This window comes from Psychrobacter aestuarii (genome assembly GCF_904846035.1).
Lineage (GTDB): Bacteria > Pseudomonadota > Gammaproteobacteria > Pseudomonadales > Moraxellaceae > Psychrobacter > Psychrobacter aestuarii.
Window position 1 is genome coordinate 1,444,676 of the sequence record NZ_CAJGYT010000001.1, and the last position, 19,457, is coordinate 1,464,132.

The following is a 19,457-nucleotide window of genomic DNA, read 5'->3' on the forward strand; positions in this document are numbered from 1 at the left end:
GAGCATAGGCAACACGCGCATTTCCTTATTTTTTATAAAATAAGGCTTTGAGTGCTTGTTGCTGTTTGTCGTGCTTGTTGCTGCCATACCAAACAGGACGTCTGGTATCGTTTTAGACTATGGACTAAGTTTTCGCTTATGATTACCATCAAAAAAGGTTTGGATTTGCCCATCACTGGTGAACCCTCCCGCGAGATATCTGAGCACAGACCTACGCATGTGGCACTGATTGGCTATGACTATGTGGGCATGAAGCCGACAATGAATGTCAAAGAAGGCGACATCGTAGCCAAAGGTCAGCCCGTTTATGAAGATAAAAAACGGGCAGGCGTGATTTATACCGCGCCTGCTGCTGGCAAGGTGGTCGCCGTTAACCGTGGCGAACGTCGTGTGTTCGAAAGTCTGGTGATTGAGGTTGACCCAAACGGTGAAGAGGTCGAGTTTGGGCGCTATGATTCAGCCAAGCTGGCACAATTGGATGCCGAAACGGTTGAAGCACAGCTGGTGACTTCTGGGGAATGGACCGCGTTTCGTTCGCGTCCGTTTAGCCGTACACCCGATATCGGTGCCCGTCCGCACGCCATCTTTGTGACCGCAATGGACACCAATCCACTTGCGTTTGATCCGATGCTGCTGATCAATGAAGAGCTGACCGCCTTCAATGACGGTCTGGCGGTACTCTCGACCTTGAGCCCAAAAACCTACGTCTGTCATCACGGCGATGCTAAGCTTACTAAAGTTGCGGCAACGGCTGAAGGCAACACCACTGAATACCACAGCTTTCAAGGCAAGCATCCAGCGGGTCTTGCTGGCACGCACATTCATTTCTTGCATCCTATCGCACGCGGTGTGACCGTATGGACGATTGGCTATCAAGACGTGATTGCGATTGGTAAGCTGTTCACCACAGGTCGTATCTACACGCGTCGCCTTGTGAGTGTGGCAGGTCCTGCCATTACCACACCGAAGCTTATGAGCACCGAGCGCGGCGCTGATGTGACCGCCATGACTCAAGGCTTGCTCGCTGCAGGCGACAACCGTGTGATTTCAGGTTCTGTGCTCTCAGGTCGCAAGCTGTTCCCTAATGTGGCGTACTTGGGTCGTTTTCACAACCAAATCAGCGCCCTACCTGAAGGCTATGAGCGCCCTGCATTCCACTTCTTAAGTGCAGGCGGCAATCGCTTCTCTAAGCTACCGATTTATATTTCACAGTTTTTTGGTGGCAAAAAATACAACTTTACCACCACGACAAACGGCTCACCGCGTGCCATGGTACCAATTGGTGTCTATGAAGAGGTCATGCCGCAAGATTACCTACCCACCCAATTGCTGCGTGCGCTGATTGTTGAAGACATCGTCACTGCCGTCGATTTGGGCGTACTTGAGCTTGATGAAGAAGACTTGGCGCTATGCACCTTTGTCTCTCCAGGCAAATACGAGTTCGGTGACATCTTGCGCGACAACTTGACGCGTATTGAGCTGGAGGGCTAATTGCGATGAAATTTTTACACAATATGTTCGATCGTATGGAGCCGTCTTTTACTAAAGGTGGCAAGCACGAAAAGTACTATGCGGTCTTTGAGATGTTCGATACGTTTTTGCGTCAGCCAAGCTCGACGACGTATGCATCATCACACGTGCGCGACGGTATTGACCTAAAGCGCATCATGATTACCGTATGGCTATGTACCTTCCCAGCGATGTTTTGGGGGATGTACAACGTCGGTCATCAAGCATTGATGGCGATTACCAATCTAGGCTTGCAGCCCGACGGCTGGCGCACCATGATTACCGGTATGGTCGGCTATGACCCTAACAATATCTGGGCGTGCTTTGTCTATGGAGCAATGCAGTTCTTGCCGATTTATATCGTCACCTTCGCCGTTGGTATCTTGTGTGAGATTATCTTTGCGGTCGTACGTGGCCATGAAGTTAACGAAGGTTTCTTTGTGACCTCGGTACTCTTTGCCTTGTGTCTGCCACCTGATATTCCTCTATGGCAAGTGGCGCTTGGTATTACCTTTGGTGTCGTGGTTGCCAAAGAAGTCTTTGGTGGTACAGGTAAAAACTTCCTGAACCCTGCCCTATCGGGTCGTGCGTTCTTGTATTTTGCCTACCCCGCTTATATGTCTGGTGACTCTATCTGGACAGCGGTTGATGGCTTCTCTGGTGCAACGCCGCTTGGTCTTGCTGCGCTTGGCGTCACGCCTGAGCAGTTTACCGATGCCTATGGCACTGCCATCACGTGGAGCGATGCTTTCTTTGGCAACATCCAAGGCAGTATCGGTGAGGTCTCAACCCTTGCCATCTTAATCGGTGCGGTCGGTCTACTATGGACACGTATCGCTTCATGGCGCATCATGGCAGGCTGTGTGGTTGGTCTTATCCTCACCTCACTACTGTTCAATGCGATTGGCTCAGAAGACAACTTGATGATGAGCCTGCCATTCTACTGGCATCTGGTTATCGGTGGCTTTGCCTTTGGTGCGGTATTTATGGCGACTGACCCTGTGTCAGCAGCGCACACCAACAAAGGCCGCTGGGCGTATGGTATTTTGATTGGCTTTATGACGGTACTTATCCGTGTGGTCAACCCAGCGTTCCCAGAAGGCATCATGCTTGCTATTCTTTTTGCCAACTTATTCGCCCCATTGTTTGACTACTTTGTGACCCAAGCAAACATCAAACGCCAAACTGCACGGAGGGTTCGCTATGTCCAAGCCCAAAAGTAACAATTTCAAAACCATCAGTGTGGCACTGACGCTGTGCTTGGTGTGTTCAGTATTGGTTTCGGCGGTGGCGGTCGGTCTAAAGCCCGCGCAGGTCGAAAACGCCCGTCTTGACCGCAACAAAAACATCTTGGTCGCGGCAGATCTGTTTGATCCTGCCTCAGACACCAACAACGATGTGGCTGAGCGCTTTGAAGACTTTGACGTTAAAATCGTTGATTTAGACAGCGGCATGTACGCTGATGATGCCCAGCTACAAGAAGCGGGCATCGACGATGTCAACAACTACGACGCCGATCAAGCCTCAAAAAATCAGGCACTGAGCGAAGATTTGGGCGACAACGACCCTGCCAGTATCGGTCGTAAGCCAAAATTTGCGAAAGTGTATGTGAAAGAAGACGCAAACGGTCAGCCTGACTTGGTGGTATTGCCCATCAAAGGCTATGGTCTGTGGGGTACGATTTATGGGTTCTTAACGCTAGAAAAAGACTTAAATACCATCAAAGGTATCAGTTTTTATGAGCACAAAGAAACCCCAGGTCTGGGCGCACGTATCGAAGAGCCAAAATGGCGCGCACAGTGGAATGGTATCCATGCCTATGATGAGTCAGGCGATGTGGCAACGGGTGTGACCAAAGCAGGTACACCACGTGACAACTACGTTGATGGCATCAGTGGTGCGACGCTAACGAGTCGCGGTGTGAGCAATATGGTTCAGTTTTGGCTCGGTGAGCAAGGCTACAAGCCTTTCTTAGACCAGTTGCGTAAACAGAGTGGTCAGACGCTTGGCAGCGCTGACGCTACCGCTCAAAGTGGCAAGGAGGCATGATATGGCTGACACAAAAAGCATTTTAACCACGCCGATTTTTGACAACAACCCCATCGCGCTACAGATCCTTGGTATCTGTTCGGCGCTGGCGGTCACCACCAGTGTGTCAAACGCATTGGTCATGTGTGTGGCATTGTCACTGGTCACTGCGTTTTCAAGTTTCTTTATTTCAATCATCCGTAACAAAATCCCATCGAGCATCCGTATTATCGTGCAGATGACGATTATTGCATCGCTGGTTATTTTGGTTGATCAGGTACTAAAAGCGGTCGCTTATGACGTCAGTAAAGGTCTGTCGGTATTCGTTGGTTTGATTATCACCAACTGTATCGTGATGGGTCGTGCTGAAGCGTTTGCGATGAGCAACCCACCGATTCCAAGCTTTATGGATGGTATCGGTAACGGTCTTGGCTACTCAGCAGTATTGCTATTCGTTGCCAGTATCCGTGAAATCTTTGGTGCCGGCAGCTGGTTTGGCATCACGCTATTGCAGCCTGTGACTGATGGCGGCTGGTACTTACCAAACGGTCTGCTACTACTGCCACCGTCTGCATTCTTTATCATTGGCTTGTTTATCACCATCGTACGTATCTGGAAACCTGAACAGGTTGAAGACCCTGAGTACGTGATGAAGCCGCAATCAAAAGGCATGGCACACGGAGGCGGTCACTAATGGGACACTATATCAGTCTATTTATTACCTCAGTTTTTATCGAGAACATGGCGCTGGCCTACTTCTTAGGTATGTGTACCTTTTTGGCCGTATCTAAGAAAGTATCGACCGCGATTGGTCTTGGTGTGGCTGTTGTGGTGGTGATGGGTATCACCGTACCCTTAAACAACCTGTTGTTCCAGTTCATCCTAAAAGATGGCGCGCTTGCGTGGGCAGGCTTTCCAAACATCAACCTAAGCTTTCTAGGCTTATTGAGTTATATTGGTTTGATTGCAGCGACCGTACAGATTCTTGAGATGTTCTTGGATAAGTTCGTACCGAGTCTGTACAACGCACTTGGGGTATTCTTACCCTTGATTACCGTAAACTGTGCCATCTTGGGTGGCGTACTGTTCATGGTTGAGCGTGACTACAACTTTGGTGAGTCGGTCGTTTATGGCGTGGGCGCAGGCTTCGGCTGGGCGATTGCCATCACAGCGCTGGCGGGTATTCGTGAGAAGCTTAAATACTCAGACATCCCACCGCCGCTACGTGGTCTAGGCATCACCTTTATCACGGTTGGACTCATGTCACTTGGCTTTATGTCGTTTGGTGGTATGTCAATCTAATCACTAAAGTGGCTATTTGACCTATTTAATTCATTTATTCGGTAGGGGCTCAGGTTTACCCGTCCCCTACCCCATAGATTAAGGATACATATCATGGATTATGCTACGGCGATTGGTGGCGTGGCTATGTTTACCTTGATCATCATGAGTTTGGTTGCCATTATTTTGATGGCACGCTCAAGATTGGTCAGCTCAGGTGACGTTACCATCCATATCAATGATAATCCCGATAATGATGTAGTGACCCCAGCGGGCGGTAAATTGCTGCAGACCCTTGCAAACGAAGGCATCTTCTTGTCTTCAGCATGTGGTGGCGGTGGTACGTGCGCGCAGTGTCGCTGCCGTGTTATTGACGGTGGTGGTTCGATTCTACCTACCGAAGAAGGACATTTCACCCAAGGTGAAATCCGCGACAACATGCGTCTTGCTTGTCAGGTGTCTGTAAAACAAGACATGAAAATCGAGATTGACCCTGAGTTCTTTGATGTTCAAAAATGGGAATGTGAGGTTATCTCAAACGATAACGTTGCGACCTTTATTAAAGAGCTGGTACTCAAGATTCCTGAAGGCGAAGAGGTGAACTTCCGCGCGGGTGGTTATGTGCAGCTAGAAGCGCCACCGCATGAAGTGCATTACAAAGACTTCGAGATTGCTGAAGAGTATCAAGAAGACTGGGAAAAATTCGGCATCTTTAAGTACGTCTCAAAGGTCGATGAACCTGTGATTCGCGCGTACTCAATGGCGAACTACCCAGAAGAAAAAGGCCTCATCAAGTTTAACATCCGTATCGCAAGTCCACCGCCGCGTGGTCCAGACAATATCCCACCAGGCAAAATGTCCTCTTGGGTGTTTAGTCTAAAACCAGGTGATAAAGTGACCGTATCGGGTCCTTATGGTGAGTTCTTCGCTAAGAAGACCGAAGCGGAAATGATCTTTATCGGTGGTGGTGCAGGTATGGCACCGATGCGCTCGCACATCTTTGACCAGCTCAAGCGTCTAAACTCTGATCGCAAAATCAGCTTTTGGTACGGTGCGCGCTCGGTGCGTGAGATGTTCTACGTAGAAGACTATGACCAGCTTGCTGAAGAGTTTGATAACTTTGAATGGCACGTGGCACTGTCTGACCCATTACCAGAAGATAACTGGAATGGCTACACAGGCTTTATTCATAACGTACTCTTAGAAGAGTATCTGAAAAACCATCCGAACCCAGAAGACTGTGAATACTACATGTGTGGGCCACCGGTAATGAACGCCGCTGTGATTGATATGCTCCACAGCCTAGGCGTTGAAGATGAAAACATCATGCTTGATGACTTCGGTGGCTAAACGGTAGCGTCCCTGCTACTGCCTTGACCCGAAAAGCAAAAGTACCCGATAATGTACCTAAGGAGCGTCAGTCATGGCGCTCTTTTTTTTATTCCTTTTTTTAGTTTGGATTCGCTTATGTCTGTAAAAAAATCCACAACCGCCATCGCCATCCGTCACAGTGTATTGGTACTCTCAACGGGTGTGCTGCTGAGCGCCTGTGACCAAAAGGTAGAGTACGACTATCTGCAAGGTGAAACGATGGGCACCAGCTACCACATCAGCTATCAGCTGCCTAAAGGCGCGGATGAGACTGAGGTCAAAGCAGCGATTGACGCGCGCTTACAAGAGATTAATAAGAGCATGTCGACCTATCAAGAAGACTCGACCATCTCAAAATTTAATCGCTTAGCGCCCAATACGCCGATTGCCATCGACGATGATTTTGCGCGCGTGCTCGACATCTCACGCACGGTGTATCAGCAATCGGGCGGCGCATTTGACCCGACCGTGTTGCCACTTATTGAGACGTGGGGCTTTGGCAGCACCATGACCGTCGACCGCCTGCAAAGTCCGCCAAGTGCCGAAGAAATCAATGCAGCCTATCAGCTGATTGACTTTGATGCGGTCATCGAAAAAGACAAGCAACTGTATAAGACCAAAGACGGTGTGGGGCTGGACTTTTCGGCCGTTGCCAAAGGCTATGGCGTGGATGTCATCGCCGATGTGCTCAAAAACCGCTATAACGTCATCAACTATATGGTTGAGATTGGCGGTGAGGTATCGACCTTGGGCGTCAATGCACAAAAACAACCGTGGCAAATCGCCATTGACGCACCCATCCAAGGCAGTACGGTGAGCGAGCGTGTGACCATCGCCGCCATTCGCCAGCCGATACAGTCGGACAATCAGATGCACCTTGCCACCTCAGGCAATTATCGCAACTCTATCGTCTTTAGTGGGGAGCGCTACAGCCACACCATCGACCCATTGACGGGCAAACCTATCGTCGGCGGTGCGCCTTCGGTCACGGTGTCTGCCGATTCTGTCGGGGTGGCGGACGCATGGGCAACCGCGTTGACGGCCATGCCTTATCCAAAAGCGCTAGAGACGGCGAAGAAAAACAATATCGCCGCCTTATTTGTCGTGCCCAAAGACGATGTGCCGTTAAATAAATCTGAGCACAGCGCTGATGATTGGCAAGTGGTACAAACCGATGCCATGCAGCAGTTACGTGCGGACAAAGCACCGTAACCACCCAGTCGCTCTTTGATGAACAAAATTTGTTATACTACAGTCAGTTACCCTGTTTGATATTTACCTGTATTCTTTGGGTGACTGACTCATTTTTTTGGCACTGAGGTTTTATTATGTTAAGTCAATTGCTTCCTATGCTTGCCATTACCTTTAGCGTGTTTGTGCTGTTTTTCCTATTTATGGGTATTGGCTATATGGTCAAAAAACAGCCACTCAAAGGCTCGTGCGGCGGTGTGGCTAAGCTGATGGGCGACGAGCGATGTTCATTCTGTGGTGATGACCCCAACAAGTGCGATTCACTGATGGCGGAGCAACGAGAGACTGCGGCAAAAGCAGCCCAGCTCGGCAAATCGGTATAAGCCCATATTCCCATCACCTGTGACTCTGTCACTGCCCTTTGTGGCGGCGTTCATACTCTTTGCCGCCTAACGCAGCCAAGCGCTGTATGTACCCGTCGATGACACGAGGTCATCATGTCCGTTTCGCCTGCCACTTCTAAGCCGACCAGCCCGCCAGCCACCACTGCTCGCAGCAACACCAGCCGATTGACCTTTTGGTTGTTGATTGCGGCGCTGATATTGCTCGCCATTAACATGCGCGCTCCCATCGTGGCGCTCGGCTCGATTGCCCCTGTTATCTCAGAGGCGCTGTCCTTATCCGCCATGCAAATTGGTTGGCTGGGCGCATTGCCGATGCTGGCATTTGCCTTGGGCTCGTTAATATCGCCTGCGCTGGGTCGCCGCTATGGTCTTGAGAATATCTTGATTGCCATGATTGGGCTGTTGACGCTCGGCATCATCTTGCGCGTGGTGTGGGTCTCTTGGCTGGGGTTTTTAACTGGTACAGCAGTGCTGACGCTCGCCATCGGTTTTGCCAATACCCTTGCGGCTCCGATTATCAAAGCGCATGCCCCGCAGCACATCTCACTGATGACTGGCGTGCTCAGCTTGACCATGACCTTATCGGCAGGGGTGTCGGCAGGTAGCGTGCTGCCGCTCTCCGAGCGTGTCGGTTGGCAGTGGGCGCTGGGCGCGTGGGCAGGCTTCGGTATCGCGGCGCTGGTGGTGTGGTGGGTGCTGAAGCGACATCTCGGCACTGCCGCTAAGCGCCCGACCCGCACGGCTCAAAAAGCGGCGCGCTCTATGTGGCGCATCCCTTTAGCGTGGCAGATTGCCATATTTATGGGTATCCAGTCGCTGCTGTTTTATACCGTGGCCAGTTTTTTGCCATCCATTTGGCTGTCCAAAGGCTTGTCCGCGACCCAAGCCGCCTCTATGGGGTCTTTGTTTCAGTTTATGGGTCCTATCGCGATTGTCAGCTTGACGTGGCTGATGAGCCGCTACTCGATGCTGCGGACGCTGTCCGTTGGCGCAGCCGTATTAAACGTCGTCGGCGTGGCGGGGATGCTGTCGCCCTCGGTGACGCTGGCGTGGTTATGGTCGATGCTTATGGGGCTTGGCTGCTCACTTATTTTTACATTAAGCATGATGCTGTTCTCCATACGCACGCACACGCCTGAGGAGTCGAGTACCTTGTCGGGTATGGTGCAAAGCGTCGGTTATCTGCTGGCATTTTTTGGTCCTTTGGGCAGCGGCTGGCTGCATGAACAGACGGGCAGTTGGCAGCTGGCGTTATGGCTGATGCTGGTATTGATGATTATCAATGTGCTTTTGGCATGGCAAGTCAGTCGACCCATGATGATTGATGGCACTGCCAGTGACGAGTGAATGGCGCGTGACAGCCGTTTCATTAAAAACACACCTTCTATAAAACTTGGACAACGTTTGTCAGTCGGCTTTTTTGATACACTCGATGGATAAAAAAAGAGGACAAGCGCATGACAGGGCACGACCGCACCGACATACCAGCCAGCAAACCAACCGAAACACTGACCATCAAATCTGCAAGCAAACGCCTTTTTTGGTTCATCAGCACTGTGATGCTGACGGGCGCATTGGGGCTGAGCGCCTGCCAAAAGAGCGCTGACGACACCAGCGATACCGTCAATAGCAGCACAGCAGACAATACCAGCACCCAAGCCCCAACGGTAAATAGCATCAATGACAGCACCGCCACGCCCACCGAGATACGCAATGAAAAAGTCACGGTATTGGCGCTTGGCGACTCCTTAACCGAAGGTCTCGGCGTCGATGCAGACAAAAACTACCCCGCGCAACTAGAAGCGCGTCTCAAAGACATGGGCTATCCCAACGTGACGGTGATTAACTCAGGCTTGAGCGGTGAGACCAGCACAGGCATGGTCAATCGCCTCGACTGGGTATCGCAGACCAAGCCTGACATTACCCTGCTCATCATCGGCGCGAACGATGCCATGCGCGGTATCGATGTGCCCATCATCGAAGACAATATCCGCACCGCTATCAAAACCTTGCGCGAGAACAATAGCAAGGTCATCTTGGGCGGGATGCAAATCTATGACAATCTTGGCTCAGGCTATGTGGCGGACTTTGCCGCGATTTATCCGCGTGTGGCAAAAGATATGGACGTGCCGCTAATCCCCTTTTTCTTAAAAGGGGTCGCCGCCAATCCACAACTGAACCAAAGTGACGCCATTCACCCGACCGCTGAAGGCTACCGCATCGTGGTCAATGACAATATCTTGCCCGCCCTACTGCCCATCCTTAATGACACCATGGATGAAAAAGCAAGCGACACACCAAGCGAAGGGAGCAGCCAGTGACCAACGCTACCGACAGCGCGCCGTTATTGACGGGGCGCAACCTGACCAAGACCGTACAAGTGGGCACGCAGTCTCTACCCATCATTAAAGAGGTGGATATCACTGTCAATTCAGGTGAATTTGTGGTCATCATGGGCAAGTCTGGCTCGGGCAAATCGACCTTGCTTGGCTTGCTCGCCGCGCTCGATTATCCTGATGCGGGCGATGTACATTTGGCAGGGCAAGCGCTGCATAAGTTAAGTGAAGACGAGCTTGCCGCGATTCGCCAGCAGCAAATGGGTTTTGTGTTTCAGTCGTTTCATCTGCTACCGACCTTGAGCGTGGCAGAAAACATCGCTTTTCCTTTAGACATTGCCCGCCGTCCCGACCCTTCGCGGGTCGATGCATTGATTGAAGCGGTTGGTCTCTCCCATCGCCGCGACAGCTTGCCCGCCCAGCTCTCAGGCGGCGAGCAGCAACGTACGGCGGTGGCGCGCGCCTTGGTCGCCAATCCACAGATTGTGTTTGCCGATGAGCCGACAGGCAACCTTGATGAGCACAATGCCGAACAGGTCATGCAGCTGCTCTTAGACTTACGCAGTGAAGTGGGCGCGGCACTGGTCATCGTCACCCACGATGCGGCGCTTGCCAAGCTCGCCGACCGTGTCATCGTCATGCACGATGGGCGGATACAAGACTCATGAAGCAAACCAACCCAGCACCCGACGCTGCCCTACCCAAGACAAACGCGCTATCGCAATGGCTACAAGGCACGCTGGGCAGTAAGGCCCTGACGCGCAGCTGGTGGCGGCTGTGGGTCTATCCTGTGTTGTTGGTAGTGACCTTAAGCTTGTCACTCGCCACTTATCTCGCGCTCGACTCTATCCAGCAAACGGTCAACACTTACGTGACGGACAATCAGCGCGCGCTACTGGGGGGTGATATCGTCCTAAGCGGCAATCAAGAATGGCCTACCGAAGTACTAAAAACCGTCAATACGCTCGATAAAGACGATGTGGTCTATGACGAGCAGTTTAGCGCGATGCTGATTACGCCCACGCATACGCTCTTAGCAAGGCTTAAAGGCATCTCGCCCGCCTACCCGCTGTATGGCAATGTGCGCTTGCAATCGGACAAACCCTTTGATGAGGTATTAAAAGAAAACACGGTACTGGTCGCGCCTGAAGTGCTGACGGGACTGAACGCAAAGATTGGCGATACGGTACGCATCGGTGAAGCCGAATTTACCATTGCGGATGTACTCATCACTGAGCCTGACCGTCCGCTCAGCGCCTTTGGTATCGGTGCGCGGGTGATGATGCGCCAAGCCGACCTTGATAAAACTGAACTGCTGGGACAGCGCAGCCGTGTCAGCTACCGCATCGCCATCGCGGCAACGCCTGACAACCAGGCGCAGCTCAAAGACAACCTCACCCAAACCCTCACCCGCTATCCCAATATTGAGCTGTCCGACACCAGTGACGCCGACACCTCGCTGTCGCAAATCTCGGACAATGTGCTGCTGTTCTTAAAACTGCTGGTCATCGCGGTGCTGCTGCTCTCGGCGGTCGCCATGTATGGCATCATCACTGCCTTTGTCACCAAGCAACAAGCCGCCAACGCCATGCGCCTCGCCCTCGGTGAGACGCGCACGCAGATTGAGCGCAGCTATCAGCGCCTGATGGTGATGATGGCGCTGCTCGCCTCAGGGATTGCGCTGCTGCTAAGCAGTGCGCTATTGCCCCTCGCACAGCCGTATATGGCGGCGATTTTGCCTGCCGAGCTCGGCTTGACGGTCGCGCCATTGAGCGTGCTTAAGACCATCGCCATCGCCGTTGCGCTGAGCGTGATTATCACCTATCGCGCGCTTGGCTTATTGCGCCGCGCCCAACCGATTGCGCTATTAAACGGACACAGCAATGTAGAAGAAAGCACACGCTTTTCGCCCAAGTCTATTCTATGGACGCTGATAGTCGGTGCGGGGCTGTATGCGTTTTTATCGTATGAAGTGGCGTCTTTGCGTCTGGGCGCGCAGCTGTTTGCCGCGCTTATTGTCTTGGTCGGGGTGTTTTGGCTGATTGCACGGCTGTGGCTGGGCGCGCTGGCATGGCTTGCTAAGCGCTACCGCACAGGCTGGATGCAGCGCATGGCGGTACACAATCTGGCGCGTAAGGGCAATCAATCGGCGCTGTTCTTTGTCACCCTTGCGCTGTCGGTCGCGGTACTGACCTTGATTGCCGCGCTCAATCACAGCATCAATACGCAGTTTATCACCGCTTATCCTGACGATGCGCCCAATATCTTTTTGCTCGATGTGCAGAGCGAGCAGCATACCGCAATTAATGACTTGCTCGGCGTGCCTGTGCAATATTACCCTGTGATACGCGCACGACTGCTGTCCGCAAACGGTGTGCCTGCCGCTGAGATTGAGACCAAAGAAGGCTTTGATGACCCCACGCGGGTATTTAATCTAAGCTATACCGACACGCTCATGGAGACCGAATTTGTCACCGACAGTGTCAATGGCGATGCGCTGTATCCTGAGAGCAGCGGCGACACCGCGCCGAGCCTACAAGAGGCGCAGCCGCTGTCCATCCTCGATACCGCCGCCGAGATGCTGGGCGTGGGTATGGGCGACACGCTGGTGTTTAATATCCAAGGCATTCAGGTCACAGGCACCATCAGCAGTATCCGTACCCGCTATGAGCGCGGTCCGAGTCCGTTCTTTTATTTCTTATTTGAGCCGACCTTTTTGTCCAAAGCGCCGCAAATCCAGTTTGCCACCGCGCACGTCCCTGATGCGCGCATCGCCGAGATTCAGGGCGTGCTGTCGCGGCAGTTCCCGAGCATCACCGCCATCAATGGCGCGCAGGTCGCCGAGCAGATACAGGGTCTGGTGCAGCAGATGAGCCGCCTCGTGTATGTGTTTACCTTGCTCGCGCTGTTTACGGGATTGATGGTGCTCATCAGCTCTTTACTGTCCACATCACAAGAGCGCATTCAAGACAGCGCGTCGTTCCGCCTGCTCGGGATGCAAAAGCGCGATTTGTACGCGCTCAATATGCTAGAGATTGGTGTCCTTGGGATGAGTGCGGCGGTGTTTGCGACCGCACTTGCGACCGCTGGCGCGTGGCTGCTGATTACCTATTGGTTTGATTTGCGCTTTAGTATGCCGTGGCTGACCCTCGCACTTGGGCTGGCTGCCCTACTCGCGGTGCTGCTGATTATTGCGATTGTCTATGTGCGCTTGGTGATTGGGCGCGGGATTATGGCAAGGGTTCGGGCGATGATTTAGGAGTTATAGTGAACAGTTGCTATTCACTATTATTTGCCAATTAAATTTACACTTCATAGTACTAAAAAAGTACTTATCAAATAAGAAAATTAAACATTGTATTTAATTACAAAAACTGTTAGAAATAGTGATAAGTTTTTAACTAATTTGTGACAATGATGATTATGGAAACTAAATATAACACTTTAGAGCTTAAGACAATTAACGAGCTTCGAGATTACAGTTTTATGATACCAGCCTATCAAAGAGGGTATAGATGGACTGAAACAGAAGTATTAGAACTATTGAATGATATTGATAGCTTCATACCTCGGCCTATTGATTCTGATCCTGATAGTAATACTTGGTATTGTTTACAACCTATAGTAATAAAAAAATCTTGTGATGATTCTTTTGAGGTCATAGATGGACAACAGAGACTAACTACAATTTATTTAATACTTTATTATTTGAACCAAGATTTTAAAGAAAGCAAAAGAGATAAAATCTTCGACTTAAATTATGAAACCAGACCAAACTCTGGTTACTTCTTAAAAAATTTAGAAGACAATCAGAAAGTAAAAGAGGATAATATAGACTTCTATTATATATCTAAAGCCTATATAGCTATTTCGAAGTGGTTTGAAGATAAGTCTGAAACTCATATTTTTGATCAATTTAAATTTCGCTCTAAATTTAAATTTGAGTCTAAAGTTATTTGGTATGAAAGTATAGAGAACGATTCTATCTCGATATTTTCTCGTATTAACATAGGTAAAATACCACTTACTAACTCGGAATTAATAAAAGCATTGTTCTTAAATAGTTCTAATTTTATAGAACAAGACAATAAATTAAAACTCCGCCAATTAGAAATAGCAAATGAATGGGATAGAATTGAAAATTCGCTACAAGATGATAGATTCTGGTATTTCCTGAACAAGGAAGCTAAATTCATTAATCGTATAGAATTTATTTTTGACTTGATGAATGAAAACATTGATCCTAATGATAACCTTGCTACATTTAGGTTTTTTAATGGTAAATTCAAATCATCAGATAATGAGGCTTTATCCAAAAACTGGCATGAAATTAAAGACTATTATAATAGATTCTATGAATGGTTTAATGAAAGAAATCTATACCATAAAATTGGCTATTTGATATCTGTTAATATAGTAAGTATTAAGGAGTTATATAAAGAATCTACAAATATGAAAAAATCAGATTTTGAAAGTTACTTAGACCAAAAGATAAAGCTTAGTTTAAAGAATATAACAATAACAGACTTAGAATATAGTGATATAAAAAATGTTAGAAAAGTCTTACTTTTATATAACATTATAACTATGCTTTCTAGCGATACAGACAATTCATACTTTCCCTTTAATTTATATGAAAATCAGAAATGGGATATTGAACACATAACCTCAATTAAAACTAAAATACCAGACGATAAAAATAAACAACAATGGTTACAAGATGCGAAGATTTTTATAGATGTAGAAATACTAGATCCTGAAAGTGGTTTAATAGATAGAATTGACAGCTGGGATAATAATGATACAGAAGGTTTTAATGTACTATTTGAAGAAATAAATGATCATTTTAACTCTAAGATAAATCTAGACGATGACATAGACAGCTTATTTAACTTAACTCTTTTAGACTCTACTACTAATAGAAGTTATAAAAATGCTGTTTTTCCAATTAAAAGAAAAACCATTATCGATAGAGACAAAAAAGGTATTTTTATACCTATTTGTACAAAAAACTTATTTCTTAAATATTTTAGTTCTTATCCTCCAAAAATATCTTTTTGGACTGATGAAGATAAAGACAACTATGAAAAAGATTTAATTAAAACTTTAGAAGAATTTAACTATATTAAGAGTTGACTATGGAAAATGAAAGCAAATATCAAGGCGAATTATTGACTTTTTATCAATTACTTGAAAAATATCCAATTGAAGTGCCTATTATTCAGAGAGATTATGCTCAAGGTCGAGATAACCAAAAAAAAGTAAGAACTAAGTTCCTTAAAGCTCTCCATGATAGTTTGTCTAAAAACGAAGTTCTTATGTTAGATTTTATATATGGAAGTATAGATGATAATAACTTCCAACCTTTAGATGGACAACAGCGCTTAACCACACTTTTTCTACTTCATTGCTATGTATGCATGGTAGATAAAGTTCCTTATAACGAATATAATTTACTTAAAAATTTCTCTTATGAAACACGTATGACTTCGCGCGATTTTTGTAGAGAACTAGTAGATAACTTGAGTAACTTCTATGACTTAGAATCTAAAATAGGTACTTCACCTGATCCAAAAATTTTTAGTACGATGATCAAAGACTCGTCTTGGTTTTTCTTATCATGGAAAAGTGATCCTACCATTAGTGCCATGCTAAATACGCTTGATGATATTCATCAAAATTTTAATGATATAGAAGATATATGGAATAAGTTAACCAAAGATAACATTATTAAATTTTACTATATTGAACTTGAAAACTTAGGTTTAACAGATGATTTATATATTAAAATGAATGCTAGAGGTAAACTTTTAACTACTTTCGAGAACCTAAAAGCTGGTATAGAAAAAAAAGTTTTTGATAATAAATGGGAAGACAATATACATATTGAAGATACTTTTAAGGTCAAAATCGATACAAAATGGACTGATTTTTTTTGGAGTAACTTTAGAGTAAATACATCAACAGATGAATCCTTTGTACGGTTTATAGCTTTCGTAACTATGGTTGATTCAGCTTTTAGTGAGAAATCTGATAGTAATAGTGATTTAATTAGATTCCTGCAAGACAATTCGCATAATATTACTATTGAACGTTTGGATTTATTAGTCTTTAAAAGATTGATTAATTATTTTGATTTGTTAGCTGATAATTATCCTGAATTTTTAGAAAAAAATATTAATTTGCAACTTTTTGAACATCAACCAGAAGTTAACTTGCTTCATGAAGTTTTAACTAATACATCCGAAGCCTCTTATACTCAGAAAGTACTATTATTTGCTCAAATAAAGTATTTTGAGAACTTAAATGAGAGCAAAAAATTTGATTCTGAATTATATAATAACTGGATGAGAGTAATTAGAAATATTATTGCTTTTGGTAATATTGAAGCAACAGGTAATAGGAATAGTATAATTCGAAGCCCTCAAGCGTTCACAGGGGTTCTGAATTTGATATCCGACTTATCTGAAGGTAGCTCTAATATCTACGTCTTTTTAGCTGATCATTCTAATCATATTGCCTCGAGGTTCTCTGATTCACAGATTAAAGAGGAAAGAGCTAAAGCACATCTCATACTAGAAGACCCTACTAGAAAAAATTTTATTCATAAGCTAGAAGATACTGATACTCTACGTGGTCGTCTAGGTTTTATTTTTGATTGTATAGAATACGAAGCGGACTTTAATAACTTTGATGATGAAAATTTTTCTGATATATCAGCAATTTTTCTTAAATATTTGAGCGAAAGAAGTTGTTTGACTAATGACCTAAGAAGAGCCTTACTAACTATTGAGGTTGACTCAAGCTATAATTTTTATGATTATTGGCAGTCCTATTGGTACCTTGAAGGAATGAATAAGCGCAAATTAATAGATAATTATAGAGAAATTGAGTACTTACTTAATTATGGTTACGCTGAATTTTTCAAAAAGTTGATCTATCAGCTTAAGACCATGGACATGCAAGAGATCGCCATCGAATTCGATAAACCTGAAGGATTTCCTAATTGGAAGTATAGACTAATTAAAGAAAGAAAGTTGCTAGACGATGCTAAATCTAACTATATTGCCATAGCTGAAGATAATAGTTTTTGTTACTTACTCAAAAGCATTCGTCCTCGTAATCTTGAGGGCAGTACAAAGGTTGTTTAGATAATGAATTTATAGCTATTCGCTGAATTTACTTCTTTAAATGCCATTATTACTTAATAGACTTTTGACTAACTAACGATAGTTGACTAGAGAGCGGTTTAACCTTAACAACAGGGAATGTACTTATATAACTATTATCTTGAGTAGCTTATAGTCCAGTCTAAATAAAAGAGATACAGGACAATAAATTCATTTGATTCAACGCTATTTTTTTGCTTGCTGTGGCTACGTCTCTAGAGGCTGCGAAAAATAGCGTTTAATCTCATCGTATCGATTTTATAGTGAACTGACTATATATAAAACGCCCGCTACCCACGCGGGTGTTTTCATTTTCCAACGCCTCCTAAACCACCCCTCCCCTCATCCCCACCTTTTGCTATACTAGCCACACCCTATCAACCGCAAAACTTCTTACACTCACGGTAGTCTTATGAATTTTTCAAAATTTGGTCAACAATTTACAGAGCAAACGGGTATCTCACAGTTGATGGACGACTTGGGCGACGCGCTCAAGAGCGATCAGCCTGTCAATATGCTGGGCGGGGGCAATCCTGCGCGTATTGAGGCGATTAATGAGGTGTTTTTGCGTACCTATCAGGCGCTTGGGGACGATGGCGCGGATGGCAATGGGCTTGCCAGCACGGCGCTTAGCAGCATGAGCAACTACTCAAACCCGCAAGGGGACGCAGGCTTTATTGATGCGCTGGTTGGGTTTTTTAACCGTCATTATGACTGGCAGCTGACCCGCGAGAATATCGCGTTGACCAATGGTTCACAAAACGCGTTTTTTTACTTGTTTAACCTGTTTGGCGGCGAGTTCGTGCAAGATGGTGAGACGGTACACAAATCGATTTTGCTGCCGCTTGCGCCTGAATATATCGGCTATAGCGATGTGCATGTCGATGGTCAGCACTTTTTGTCCGTGCCGCCGCACATTGAAGACGTGACGCACGAGGGTGAGACGGGCTTTTTTAAATACCGTGTGGACTTTGAGGCGCTAGAGAACTTGCCTGCGCTAAAAGAAGGACGCATCGGCGCGATTTGCTGCTCGCGCCCGACCAACCCGACAGGCAATGTGTTGACTGATGACGAGATGGCGCATTTGAGCGAGCTTGCGGCGCGTTATGAAGTGCCGCTGATTATTGATAATGCGTACGGCATGCCGTTCCCGAACATCATCTATTCGGACGTGACGCTGAACTGGAATGACAATACCATCTTGTGCTTTAGCCTCTCAAAAATCGGGCTGCCTGGGGTGCGTACGGGCATCATCGTCGCAGCGCCAAAAGTGATTGAGACCATCAGCGCGATGAATGCGGTGGTCAACCTATCGCCCACGCGCTTTGGCGCGGCAATCGCCACGCCGCTGGTGAAAGACGACACCATCAAAGACTTGTCAGACAATGAGATTAAGCCGTTTTATAAAAATCAGGCACGCCTTGCCGTTGCCAATCTAAAAGCGGAGCTGGGCGACTATCCCTTGGTGATTCATAAGCCTGAAGGCGCGATTTTCTTATGGCTCTGGTTTAAGGACTTGCCGATTACCACCCTTGAGCTGTATCAGCGCCTAAAGGCAAATGGCACGCTGATTGTGCCGAGTGAATACTTTTTCCCGGGTATTGATGTCAGCGACTTCCAGCACGCGCATGAGTGCATCCGTATGAGCATCGCGGCGGACGAGGCGACTTTGATTGCGGGTATTAAAGGCATCGGCGAGGTGGTGCGTGCGGTGTATGATGACGCGGCAAAATAGATAATTCATAGGCAATAAAAAGGGCGCTATCAAGTGCCCTTTTTTTGTGCTGCTCGTTCTCTATGAATGAGACCCGTTAACGGTAGCGGCGCGGCGTTTGTAACAACGTCGTCCATCTGCCAAGCGCATACAGCGCATACGGCCAAAAGCAGGTATTGATAATGTCATGAATGCTGTCGCCAAAACGCATCTCAAGACCAAAATCCACCTGCTGACGTAAGTCCAAATATTCACCGATGAGCGTGACCACGGTGACGCCTGCCAGCGCAAGCAATGCCGCTTTATAGTGCGGTAAAAAACGGCGGAGCAGCCACATCAGCGCCACGTACACCATGATGCCAATATAAATGTGTAAGGCATCACGCTCTAAACCAGTCATATCAACGATATTGGTTTTTAGAATATAAAACTCTAAGGGCACAGTCGAGCAACT

16 protein-coding genes are annotated in these 19,457 nt (G+C 47.1%); 15 read left to right on the top strand and 1 reads right to left on the bottom strand.

Annotation, left to right across the window (positions count from 1 at the left end; all coding sequences use genetic code 11):
- Positions 1-138 precede the first annotated feature (138 nt).
- The 15 genes from JMW05_RS06015 to JMW05_RS06085 all read left to right on the top strand — a co-directional run bounded on the left by JMW05_RS06015 (position 139) and on the right by JMW05_RS06085 (position 19,024).
- On the top strand, positions 139-1,491 hold the full coding sequence (locus JMW05_RS06015; protein ID WP_201504434.1) for a Na(+)-translocating NADH-quinone reductase subunit A: 1,353 nt from the start codon (positions 139-141) through the stop codon (positions 1,489-1,491).
- A 5-nt stretch (positions 1,492-1,496) separates the two neighbouring features.
- On the top strand, positions 1,497-2,732 hold the full coding sequence (locus JMW05_RS06020) for an NADH:ubiquinone reductase (Na(+)-transporting) subunit B (RefSeq protein WP_201504435.1): 1,236 nt from the start codon (positions 1,497-1,499) through the stop codon (positions 2,730-2,732).
- Positions 2,713-3,558, top strand: a complete 846-nt coding sequence (locus JMW05_RS06025) for a Na(+)-translocating NADH-quinone reductase subunit C (protein ID WP_201504436.1) — start codon at positions 2,713-2,715, stop codon at positions 3,556-3,558. The genes JMW05_RS06020 and JMW05_RS06025 overlap by 20 nt, the downstream gene beginning before the upstream one ends.
- Position 3,559: 1 nt before the next feature.
- Complete coding sequence (locus JMW05_RS06030) at positions 3,560-4,231, top strand: NADH:ubiquinone reductase (Na(+)-transporting) subunit D (RefSeq protein ID WP_201504437.1); 672 nt, start codon at positions 3,560-3,562, stop codon at positions 4,229-4,231.
- The gene (gene nqrE, locus JMW05_RS06035) at positions 4,231-4,839 is read left to right on the top strand and encodes an NADH:ubiquinone reductase (Na(+)-transporting) subunit E (RefSeq protein WP_201504438.1); all 609 of its coding nucleotides are present in this window, start codon (positions 4,231-4,233) and stop codon (positions 4,837-4,839) included. Before JMW05_RS06030 ends, nqrE begins: the two co-directional genes overlap by 1 nt.
- Before the next feature lie 93 nt (positions 4,840-4,932).
- Positions 4,933-6,168, top strand: a complete 1,236-nt coding sequence (gene nqrF / locus JMW05_RS06040; protein WP_201504439.1) for an NADH:ubiquinone reductase (Na(+)-transporting) subunit F — start codon at positions 4,933-4,935, stop codon at positions 6,166-6,168.
- Positions 6,169-6,285: 117 nt separating this feature from the next.
- Positions 6,286-7,401, top strand: coding sequence for an FAD:protein FMN transferase (locus JMW05_RS06045; RefSeq protein WP_201504440.1), 1,116 nt, complete (start codon positions 6,286-6,288; stop codon positions 7,399-7,401).
- Positions 7,402-7,517: 116 nt separating this feature from the next.
- Positions 7,518-7,763 carry a (Na+)-NQR maturation NqrM gene (gene nqrM, locus JMW05_RS06050; RefSeq protein WP_201504441.1) on the top strand — a complete coding sequence of 82 codons (246 nt, stop codon included), beginning with the start codon at positions 7,518-7,520 and terminating at the stop codon, positions 7,761-7,763.
- A 114-nt stretch (positions 7,764-7,877) separates the two neighbouring features.
- Positions 7,878-9,131, top strand: coding sequence for an MFS transporter (locus JMW05_RS06055; protein WP_201504442.1), 1,254 nt, complete (start codon positions 7,878-7,880; stop codon positions 9,129-9,131).
- Between the two features lie 110 nt (positions 9,132-9,241).
- Positions 9,242-10,105 (top strand): arylesterase, encoded by an 864-nt coding sequence (locus JMW05_RS06060; protein ID WP_201504443.1) that lies wholly within the window; start codon positions 9,242-9,244, stop codon positions 10,103-10,105.
- Positions 10,102-10,788, top strand: coding sequence for an ABC transporter ATP-binding protein (locus JMW05_RS06065; protein WP_201504444.1), 687 nt, complete (start codon positions 10,102-10,104; stop codon positions 10,786-10,788). Before JMW05_RS06060 ends, JMW05_RS06065 begins: the two co-directional genes overlap by 4 nt.
- Positions 10,785-13,379: an ABC transporter permease gene (locus JMW05_RS06070; protein ID WP_227691459.1), complete on the top strand. Its 2,595-nt coding sequence runs from the start codon at positions 10,785-10,787 to the stop codon at positions 13,377-13,379. Before JMW05_RS06065 ends, JMW05_RS06070 begins: the two co-directional genes overlap by 4 nt.
- Positions 13,380-13,543: 164 nt before the next feature.
- On the top strand, positions 13,544-15,256 hold the full coding sequence (locus JMW05_RS06075; protein ID WP_201504445.1) for a DUF262 domain-containing protein: 1,713 nt from the start codon (positions 13,544-13,546) through the stop codon (positions 15,254-15,256).
- Positions 15,257-15,258: 2 nt separating this feature from the next.
- Complete coding sequence (locus tag JMW05_RS06080; protein WP_201504446.1) at positions 15,259-17,271, top strand: DUF262 domain-containing protein; 2,013 nt, start codon at positions 15,259-15,261, stop codon at positions 17,269-17,271.
- Positions 17,272-17,701: 430 nt separating this feature from the next.
- Complete coding sequence (locus tag JMW05_RS06085; protein ID WP_201504447.1) at positions 17,702-19,024, top strand: valine--pyruvate transaminase; 1,323 nt, start codon at positions 17,702-17,704, stop codon at positions 19,022-19,024.
- Positions 19,025-19,100: 76 nt separating this feature from the next.
- Here the strand turns inward: JMW05_RS06085 and JMW05_RS06090 are convergent, their stop codons facing one another.
- Positions 19,101-19,445: a hypothetical protein gene (locus JMW05_RS06090; protein WP_227691460.1), complete on the bottom strand. Its 345-nt coding sequence runs from the start codon at positions 19,443-19,445 to the stop codon at positions 19,101-19,103.
- Between the last annotated feature and the right edge of the window lie 12 nt (positions 19,446-19,457).

Bases quoted from the DNA above. Each gene is read 5' to 3' on its own strand.
- JMW05_RS06015 (WP_201504434.1), top strand. From the start codon at position 139: ATGATTACCATCAAAAAAGGTTTGGATTTGCCCATCACTGGTGAACCC.
- JMW05_RS06020 (WP_201504435.1), top strand. From the start codon at position 1,497: ATGAAATTTTTACACAATATGTTCGATCGTATGGAGCCGTCTTTTACT.
- JMW05_RS06025 (WP_201504436.1), top strand. From the start codon at position 2,713: ATGTCCAAGCCCAAAAGTAACAATTTCAAAACCATCAGTGTGGCACTG.
- JMW05_RS06030 (WP_201504437.1), top strand. From the start codon at position 3,560: ATGGCTGACACAAAAAGCATTTTAACCACGCCGATTTTTGACAACAAC.
- nqrE (WP_201504438.1), top strand. From the start codon at position 4,231: ATGGGACACTATATCAGTCTATTTATTACCTCAGTTTTTATCGAGAAC.
- nqrF (WP_201504439.1), top strand. From the start codon at position 4,933: ATGGATTATGCTACGGCGATTGGTGGCGTGGCTATGTTTACCTTGATC.
- JMW05_RS06045 (WP_201504440.1), top strand. From the start codon at position 6,286: ATGTCTGTAAAAAAATCCACAACCGCCATCGCCATCCGTCACAGTGTA.
- nqrM (WP_201504441.1), top strand. From the start codon at position 7,518: ATGTTAAGTCAATTGCTTCCTATGCTTGCCATTACCTTTAGCGTGTTT.
- JMW05_RS06055 (WP_201504442.1), top strand. From the start codon at position 7,878: ATGTCCGTTTCGCCTGCCACTTCTAAGCCGACCAGCCCGCCAGCCACC.
- JMW05_RS06060 (WP_201504443.1), top strand. From the start codon at position 9,242: ATGACAGGGCACGACCGCACCGACATACCAGCCAGCAAACCAACCGAA.
- JMW05_RS06070 (WP_227691459.1), top strand. From the start codon at position 10,785: ATGAAGCAAACCAACCCAGCACCCGACGCTGCCCTACCCAAGACAAAC.
- JMW05_RS06075 (WP_201504445.1), top strand. From the start codon at position 13,544: ATGGAAACTAAATATAACACTTTAGAGCTTAAGACAATTAACGAGCTT.
- JMW05_RS06080 (WP_201504446.1), top strand. From the start codon at position 15,259: ATGGAAAATGAAAGCAAATATCAAGGCGAATTATTGACTTTTTATCAA.
- JMW05_RS06085 (WP_201504447.1), top strand. From the start codon at position 17,702: ATGAATTTTTCAAAATTTGGTCAACAATTTACAGAGCAAACGGGTATC.